The organism is Vibrio sp. V33_P6A3T137, assembly GCF_009904835.1.
GTDB lineage: Bacteria > Pseudomonadota > Gammaproteobacteria > Enterobacterales > Vibrionaceae > Vibrio > Vibrio metschnikovii.
On record NZ_WXWK01000147.1, the window covers coordinates 1 to 8412 of the forward strand.

At 42.9% G+C, this 8412-nt stretch carries 8 protein-coding genes; 1 reads left to right on the forward strand and 7 read right to left on the reverse strand.

Translation table 11 applies throughout. The features are described from left to right. Window positions 1-63: 63 nt before the first annotated feature. The 5 genes from CAG60_RS14195 to CAG60_RS14215 all read right to left on the reverse strand — a co-directional run bounded on the left by CAG60_RS14195 (window position 64) and on the right by CAG60_RS14215 (window position 6064). Entirely contained in the window at window positions 64-408 is a 345-nt protein-coding gene (locus tag CAG60_RS14195; protein WP_004396691.1) for a helix-turn-helix domain-containing protein, read from the reverse strand. 285 nt (window positions 409-693) lie between these two features. Beyond that, the gene (locus CAG60_RS14200) at window positions 694-1860 is read right to left on the reverse strand and encodes a D-alanyl-D-alanine carboxypeptidase family protein (RefSeq protein WP_161439220.1); all 1167 of its coding nucleotides are present in this window, start codon (window positions 1858-1860) and stop codon (window positions 694-696) included. A gap of 233 nt (window positions 1861-2093) precedes the next feature. Then, on the reverse strand, window positions 2094-3020 hold the full coding sequence (gene speB, locus CAG60_RS14205) for an agmatinase (protein ID WP_154170747.1): 927 nt from the start codon (window positions 3018-3020) through the stop codon (window positions 2094-2096). After that, the gene (gene speA, locus CAG60_RS14210) at window positions 3021-4931 is read right to left on the reverse strand and encodes an arginine decarboxylase (protein ID WP_004396694.1); all 1911 of its coding nucleotides are present in this window, start codon (window positions 4929-4931) and stop codon (window positions 3021-3023) included. Window positions 4932-5239: 308 nt separating this feature from the next. Further along, window positions 5240-6064 carry a tetratricopeptide repeat protein gene (locus CAG60_RS14215; RefSeq protein WP_202598167.1) on the reverse strand — a complete coding sequence of 275 codons (825 nt, stop codon included), beginning with the start codon at window positions 6062-6064 and terminating at the stop codon, window positions 5240-5242. A gap of 576 nt (window positions 6065-6640) precedes the next feature. Between CAG60_RS14215 and CAG60_RS14220 the strand changes: the two genes are divergently transcribed. Beyond that, window positions 6641-7216, forward strand: coding sequence for a mechanosensitive ion channel domain-containing protein (locus tag CAG60_RS14220; RefSeq protein WP_154170749.1), 576 nt, complete (start codon window positions 6641-6643; stop codon window positions 7214-7216). Between the two features lie 70 nt (window positions 7217-7286). On the opposite strand, the gene hutZ is transcribed toward CAG60_RS14220, so the two are convergent. Beyond that, window positions 7287-7817, reverse strand: coding sequence for a heme utilization protein HutZ (hutZ, locus tag CAG60_RS14225; protein WP_004396696.1), 531 nt, complete (start codon window positions 7815-7817; stop codon window positions 7287-7289). A gap of 22 nt (window positions 7818-7839) precedes the next feature. Beyond that, complete coding sequence (hutX, locus tag CAG60_RS14230) at window positions 7840-8343, reverse strand: heme utilization cystosolic carrier protein HutX (protein WP_161439221.1); 504 nt, start codon at window positions 8341-8343, stop codon at window positions 7840-7842. Window positions 8344-8412: the final 69 nt, after the last annotated feature.

An 8412-nucleotide genomic window follows, 5' to 3' on the forward strand; every position in this document is an offset into this window, starting at 1 on the left:
AATGTATTAGCCCATAAGAATTTTTTTAATTTTTAGACTATCGGACTTTATTCTTTACCGCCATTAAGCATAATGAACATATTCAATAATCACTTGATTACCTTCTATTGACACATGCTGAATATCACCATCAATGATCACACGACTGGTTAAACTGATCGCTTGCTGATTATAAGCAGCCGCCGTTTTTAAACTCGGTATCACCATATGGGGTTCAATATGCAAATGTCGACAAAACTGGCTAATAAAAGTCATCGACAAAGGACTATCACCGCGCAGAAGTTGAGAAAACTCTACTTGGGTTAAGTTGAGTCGTTTCGCCATCTGCATCTGAGTTAAATGCATTTTGGCTTTTTGTGACATCCATACGTTGTATAAGGCTTGGCGGTCTTCAGCGCTAAACTCCATTATTTATCCTTTAACGAGTGCAACAGGTAATCATTGCACAGGGTGACAAAAAGGCTCCGTGATGATGTCAGTGGGAAGTTAAGGTCTGTTTAAATTTATTTAACTTAATTTTTAATATCACTCGGCCGCTGGCGATAGCTAGCTCATTAAATACATTGATCAAGCGATAAATAGGATGAGCGAGCACTAGAGAGATATCGATAACCTCCTTTGCATCACCATACATAGAAAAGAGACACAGCAGAGAAAAAATTTCTCTGCTGTGTCATTCATGATAAAGGGATTTTAAAACCAGCTTGCGAATAAACGTTTGATCCTATCTAAGGTTCGTTTAAACCAACTGCCTTGCTCAACGCTTTCTAAAGCCACCAAGGAAGCTTCACCGACCTTGCGATCATCGACTTGATAAATCACTTTACCAACAATATCACCTTTTTGGATCGGAGCTTGTAAATCCTTATTCATTTCGATCAAGCCACTGAGCTTAGGTAACTCACCTTTAACGACGGTTAAATAGGTTGTCTCAGCGACCCCAACAGGTAACTGATCTTTTTTGCCCATCCACACTCTCGCCTGCTCAATCGGCTCTCCAGCTTGATGAGGCGCTATGGTTTCAAAGAAACGGAAGCCATAGCTTAGCAACTGCTTACTATCGGCTTCTCGGCCTTTAGCGCTATTGGAACCCATAACGACAGAGATCAAACGCATGTTACCATTGGTCGCCGAGGTGGTTAGACTAAAACCAGCCCCGCTAGTAAACCCTGTCTTCATACCATCGACATTCATGCTCCGATCACGTAATAAACCGTTACGGTTGTATTGAGTGATGCCGTTATAAGTAAACGACGTTTCACTATAGAGCGGGTAAATTTCTGGTAGATCACGAATAATCGCTTGCGCCAGCTTAGCGATATCATAAGGCGTACTGTATAGACCTGAACTGTCTAATCCATGCGGATTGGTAAACGCCGTATTCATTAGCCCAAGCGTTGCAGCCCAAGAATTCATTAAATCAACAAACGCATTTTCAGAACCAGCCACATGTTCTGCGATAGCCACACTCGCATCATTACCAGATTGAACAATCAAGCCGCGATACAAATCCATCATATTGACTTTCGTGCCTACCTCAATAAACATTTTTGAGGAATCGGGAAAGTTTCTCGCCCATGCTCTTTGGCTAATTACCACTTGATCATCAGGGCTAATGTTACCCCGCTTCATTTCTTGTCCGGCAACGTATGACGTCATCAGTTTCGTTAAACTCGCTGGATTCAATTTATTATGAGCATTGTGTTCAACTAAAACCGTACCCGTATGGTAATCCATCAAGACATAACCTTTCGCAGAAAGCTGCGGAGGATTGGGTACCACAATCGGTGTTGCATTACTTACCAGGGGAATAAAAGACAAGCACGTCGCAGAAACGACAATAGACTTGATATTTTTCATAACTCGCATCCCAAAATCAAAGAGAAAAATAGTATAACTAACTGACTAGATTACCCTGTTTTTCTTTACTCACTCTTACAGTAGTGTAAATGAACGTAACAAGCCTTCCCATACTTAACCACTGGAAAAGCGAAAAGTGCCAACAATTCGCCTTTATCACTGAGAATGTGTGCGTTAGTTAACAAAAAACCGAGCCTGATGACTCGGTTTGAAAGTAGATGCAGCCAAACAATTTAGGCTTTATTTTGATTGGCTGACCAAACGTACAGCAATTCTAGTGCGATGGTAGCACCAGCTAGCGCGGTCATTTCACTTTGATCGTAGGCAGGAGCGACTTCAACCACATCCATCCCGACTAAGTTGATACCTTTCAACGCGCGAATAATTTTCAAAATTTTATCGGTATTAAGTCCACCGCACACCGGTGTACCAGTACCTGGAGCAAACGCAGGATCGAGGCAATCGATATCAAAGGTTAAATATACCGGTTTATCAGCAATGATAGTGCGAATTTGCTGCACAATCTCTTCCACCGACATATCGTTGGCTTGCATCGCGTTGATAACATTAAAGCCATGTCCTTCTTGCTTATACTCAGTACGAATACCAATTTGCACCGAATGTTTAGGGGAAATCAATCCCTCTTTCGGCGCATGATAAAACATCGTCCCATGATCATAAGCACTGCCATTAGCATAAGTATCCGTGTGTGCATCAAAATGAATCAACGCCATTTCGCCGAACTGCTTAGCATGAGCACGCAAAATCGGTAAGGTCACAAAGTGATCGCCCCCGAGAGCCAACAAGGTTTTACCATTTTTGATGATTTCACCCGCCGCTGCTTCAAGACGATAGGTAAAATCTTCCGCATCGCCGCAATCGAACACTAAATCACCAGCGTCAATCACTTTCGTCTGGGCAAATAAGTTGAAATCCCATGGGAATTTCTTTCCTTCCCAAGCAAGATTCACTGAAGCACGACGAATCGCATCTGGCCCCATACGAGCGCCAGAACGACCTGAAGTCGCCATATCTAACGGCACACCGAGTACGACCACATCGGCATCGCTATCAATCGGGTTTCTCACATACGGACGACGGACAAAGGTCATCGCATTGGAGTAGAGTGAATAATCAGTTTTCGTAAACAAATCATTCATTTAAAAATCCTCTAAATAAGTATAACCACTCAAGCCTTGCTCTAGCTCTGCTAAAACAATCTCTTGCTCTGCGGCCGCCACACGTTGGCTGACCAATTGACGGTAATTAGCACGAATCGCATCAACATCAATATGCACATAGCGCATCATATCTTCTACGGTATCGCCTTCATTGATCGAGGTAATTTCTGCGTCTCCGCTGTCAGTAATATTGACCACCACACTGTGGGTATCACCAAACAGATTGTGCATATCACCCAAAATCTCCTGATAAGCACCCACTAAGAAAAAGCCCATTAAATACGGTTTATCCTTTGACCAAGCCGGCACCGGAAGGGTAGTTTCAATCCCCTGCCCCTCAACGTACTGCTCAATCGCACCGTCTGAATCACAGGTGATGTCTAGCATGACGGCACGGCGATCTTCAACATTTTGTAAATCGGACAAAGGAAGCACAGGGAACACTTGATCAATACCCCATGCATCCGGTAATGATTGAAATAAAGAGAAGTTAACAAAGAATTTGTCCGCTAATCTTTCTTGCAGCTCATCAAGAATGGGGCGATGGAAACGATTCTTAGTGCTCATTTTCAAACGTAATTCATAGTAAATACGCAGTGAAAGCTGCTCAATCCATGCACGGTGTTGTAAGTTGATCACGCCCGAAGCAAACAGAGTATGCGCTTCTGATAAATCACTTTGCGTATCATTATAAATTTCAATTAATGCACGTGCATCGGTACCTTCTCGTAAGGTTTCCCAACTGCGCCACATATTTTGCATCAGCACCGGCGCATCCGTTTCTGGCTCGCTGATCTGCTCAGGCATATACGCTTCTGTACCAATAACATTGGTAATCAACACCGCGTGGTGAGCGGTGATTGAGCGACCGGATTCAGAAATAATAATCGGTTTCGGTTGCTCATACAGATTACACATATCAGCAACAACATTGACAATGTTGCGTGCGTATTCTTGTAAACCATAGTTCATCGAGTTCGATGATTGGCTTCGCGTACCGTCATAATCAATCGCTAAACCGCCGCCGACATCAAAATAATCGATCTGCGCACCAAGCTCTCTGAGCTCACAATAAAAACGAGCAGCTTCATTGACCCCATTACGTACGTCACGAATGTTGGCCATTTGTGAACCTAAATGGAAGTGCACCAGTTGCAAAGCTTCAAGTTGATTTTCAGCTCGCAGACGCTCGACCACTGTTAACACTTGTGAAGCTGCTAAACCAAATTTGGATTTTTCACCGCCACTGGATTGCCATTTACCCGCCCCTTGCGACGCTAAACGAATACGGAGCCCTAGACGAGGTTTCACGCCAAGACTTTTGGCTTCTTTTAGGATCAGATCGAGTTCTGAAAGCTTCTCCAAGACGATGAAAACTTTGTGACCTAATTTTTCACCGATTAACGCTAAACGAATGTATTCGCGATCTTTATAACCATTACAAACGATCACTGAACTGGCCTGTTGCGCCATCGCTAGCACGGCGAGCAACTCGGGTTTACTGCCTGCTTCAAGGCCCAATTGCTTAGTTTCGAGTTCAGCTTGACTGGCTAATATTTCGTCCACTACTTCTTTTTGTTGGTTCACTTTAATCGGATAGACCAACAAATATTTATTAGGGTAATCACACTCTTCAATCGCTTGATTAAAAGCGTCACAGATATTGTGCACACGTTGGTGCAGAATCTGTGGGAAACGAACCAATACCGGAAGATTAAGATTACGAGCTTCAAGTTGTTTGACTATCGAGCTCAATGCGGTCGGATGAGCATTATCCTTTCTTGGTGAAACGGTCACTTCACCATGGTCATCAATGCCATAAAAACCTTGGCTCCAATAATGCACATTGTAGTCCGCACGAACACGATCTAATTTGGATGATTTTTCCACTTGATATCTCACAAAAACAGAGAGAATGTAGTGACAGCCACATCATGCCATCACACCTGACACCCTAAATGTCACGCGCTTTATCGGTGAAAAGAGAGGGTGTGTCTAATGATAATAATTTGTCGTTAAGACAAGCTTTAGTTATGGCTAGCACCAATGAGCAAAAATCATAAAAACCTCCGTATTCCATCGCTCCATAGACAGTCAATGAACGCCTTTCATCGATTAGAGAAGCCTGAGCCATTTGGTTGTTAAATCGCCAAAATCATCCAAATCGCTATCGCGGCTTTAAGTACCAAAGGACAATCTTAATTGTGGTTGATTAACGCATTGAAGTTTTTGTTACTGTACAGCGATTCAAAATCGGGCTCTTCAAGAATTAAATCGCGCATTGAAGGGCTTATCTCTATCGCCCGTTGAATATCTTCCAACGCTTGTTCATCTGCGCCTAAACGAGCATAAGCACACGCGCGCTGATACAACGCAGGCCCGTTATCGTCATCGAGTTCTAACACTCGGTTACATAAACTCATCGCCCAGTGATATTCTTGCATTTCCATAACGGCATCAGCTTTATAGGTTAACGCTTCGAGATCGCCAGGACGAATTTTGAGGATTTCGTCATACACTTCAATTCGCTGTTCTGCCGTCTGCACACTTTGCGATCTCAGCCATAAATTATGGATCTCATTAATCACTTCAATTTCACGGTTATTGTCAGTAATAATCCGGCTTTTGCGCTTTAAATCTTGCTCTAAAGCGACAAACTTACGTTCATATTCTTGAGCGATTTTATTAATGCTTTTATCGGCCATCTCCCGAGTATTATGTTTTACTTCACGCAGCGATTGCCAACCAATTAAAGCCACTAAAGAAGCCACACCAGCAATGACATAGAAAAAGTAAGTCACGGTAACATTAGAATAACTCAGTGACCGATCGGCGACGGACAATTCACGGTCGGTAATTTGAATGGTTAAGCGACGTTCTAAATCTTGTTGATCCTGACGTAATGCTCTCAATTCATCGAGGATGTAACGTTCGACTAATGGCCTATCCAAAAGTGGCGATTCTGAATATGGCGGCTCACGATCTTCCTGTGCCCAAGCGACTGACCCTATCAGCATCACCATGGCAAAGATTATTCGGTAAATGTGTCGCACGTACTACGCTCCTTACTGTTTTACTGCCACGTTTCGTTTAGCGATTGATTTAGCTTGCAGTGGTGTCGATATTAACGGCATGGTTTCGACTTATCACATGATCATCAGAATCATGGAAATACACACCCTGTTCATCCACCACTCACCTTATATGACTTGGAGATGCCAATGGAAAACATTTCAATTCAAAGCATCAGCAACCAAAAAACGGGCCTATTTTTTATAATTAAGCGTTAATATTAACAAATTTAAGTCAAAAAATCATCAAAACGCTTAACAAGCAGCATAAAAATTGTTTCGAACTCTATCCATACTTTCTCTATCCTACCTCCACGAAAAGAATTCGATTGAAATTCCGTGTATTTCAGTTATTTTCACTGCCATTTAATGGATTCATCTCACATCACTTGCCGTTGCAGGTAAGCGGCAGATAAGAGTCGAGCATGACTCTCATCATCCCTATAAAGATAGATAAACCATACGATTGGAGAGCAACGAACCTAGCCAGCATCGCTGCGTTTCAAGTAGAAAGAGGATAACTGTATTATGCAAGTGCTTTCTTTATTACAAGATAACTACCAATGGGCACTCTCTGTGCTCATCTTACTGCTCTATCCTAAACTGGTTTTTTTGAGTTTGCGGGTATTGGATAAAACCGTTGGGCAACGGGAAGATAGTGACCGATTACAGCGGGTTAAATGGCTACTCAAAACCTCGCTTTTTGTGATGATTCTCTTAGGGATCATGATGATCTGGGGGATCGAATTACGTGGGCTGTTGGTGATCGGCTCTTCGCTGTTTGCTTTGATCGGGGTGGCTTTATTCGCAAGCTGGTCTTTACTCAGTAATATTACCTCCTTCTTAGTGCTGTTTATCCAAAATCACTGCCGAATCGGATCTTGGGTAAAAATCATCGATGGGGGTAACTTTATCGAAGGACGATTGGTAGATATGACGCTATTTAATGTCGTACTCGAAACCTTAGACGGTAATCGAGTTCTCTACCCGAATAATTTATTTATTGTTCGTCCAGTTGTGGTTCTCGCCAAAGCTCCCGAAAAAAGTGCCAAAAAAACACAAAAAAAACAATTACCAAAGCTAGCACATCGAAGTATTGATTGATGTTCACCGCTACCCTGATCAAAGGCTGAATAATCAGCCTTTGATGTCCAAACCGTGTATCTCCGAACGACTACGCGTTCGCGATTTGACGATGCCCCTCTTCAAGATGAACAAAATCAACCAGATCATCCCCTGACACTTGATACGCTTGTCCAAAACCTTTCACAAACAATCCATGCTCTGGCTTTAAGCAAAATAGTGAGAAGTCTTCAAGTTGACTGAGGTTATCAATAATGTCACCAAACCGCTGTTGCATTTGTTCAATCACCTGTTGCCATAGCGGCGAGTGACGTTCAACCATGCTCGCTTGGGCATCAAACGTTAACCGCTTGCGGGCAAACAGCTGCTTAGCCGTCGATTCATCTTCAATCATCATGATCGATACTTGAGGGTTGACCGCTAAATTACGCGCATGACGCGCAATATGAGAAATCAGAATAAAGTAGCCTGCTTGATTTTGTACAAAGGGAGCATAACTTACATTTGGTTTACCTTGTGCATCAACCGTCGCGAGCTGTAATGTCGTGCGCTGTTGACGAAACTCTTTAATTTCTGGCTCTAAACGGCCTTGTAGTCTTTCTTGTTTAACTTGCTGTTCCATTGACGTTCTCCTTACCAGGCGATTATTTAAATTGTTGTTGCATCGTTTGAAAACGATCGACCTGCTGAGCGATAAGCGCTCGCTTGTCATCGCGGCCTAAATAAATCTTAAAAATAGAATCCCCCTGCTGAGTGAAAAAACCAAAATAGTGGCTCTCTCGCCCCATAAAAGGTTTACTGACCAAAGCAACGTGATCAATCAACTCTAATTTTAAGTGGCCATGAAGTTGGCCTGGTTGCCCCAACAAGTTGTAGTAACCACGCGCCATTTTACCCTTCGGTAACGGGGCTTTGATTTCAAAAATAGAGTCAAATGACTGCACGATAGTGGTCACGTTTGTCCCCCAGTCAGCAATCTCCGTTAATACCATCTGCGCATGATCACCCGAGAGCAGGGTAACCATTTCGTTAGGAAAAGCAGACACGACAGCAAATTCACTCACGCTTAAACGTTCAGCAATCTGTGCTGGGAGTAATGCGGGCTCATCATTTAATAACTGCGCCACTTGGTGTGATAATTGTTCCATTTTGTTATCCAATACGATTACGTGAGTACCTCAACGCGGCTAAGAATAATTAGACACAAACGATAATGC

Excerpts from the sequence above, each read along its gene's own strand:
- CAG60_RS14195 (WP_004396691.1), bottom strand. The coding sequence starts at position 408 with ATGGAGTTTAGCGCTGAAGACCGCCAAGCCTTATACAACGTATGGATG.
- CAG60_RS14200 (WP_161439220.1), bottom strand. The coding sequence starts at position 1,860 with ATGAAAAATATCAAGTCTATTGTCGTTTCTGCGACGTGCTTGTCTTTT.
- speB (WP_154170747.1), bottom strand. The coding sequence starts at position 3,020 with ATGAATGATTTGTTTACGAAAACTGATTATTCACTCTACTCCAATGCG.
- CAG60_RS14215 (WP_202598167.1), bottom strand. The coding sequence starts at position 6,064 with ATGGTGATGCTGATAGGGTCAGTCGCTTGGGCACAGGAAGATCGTGAG.
- CAG60_RS14220 (WP_154170749.1), top strand. The coding sequence starts at position 6,641 with ATGCAAGTGCTTTCTTTATTACAAGATAACTACCAATGGGCACTCTCT.
- hutZ (WP_004396696.1), bottom strand. The coding sequence starts at position 7,817 with ATGGAACAGCAAGTTAAACAAGAAAGACTACAAGGCCGTTTAGAGCCA.
- hutX (WP_161439221.1), bottom strand. The coding sequence starts at position 8,343 with ATGGAACAATTATCACACCAAGTGGCGCAGTTATTAAATGATGAGCCC.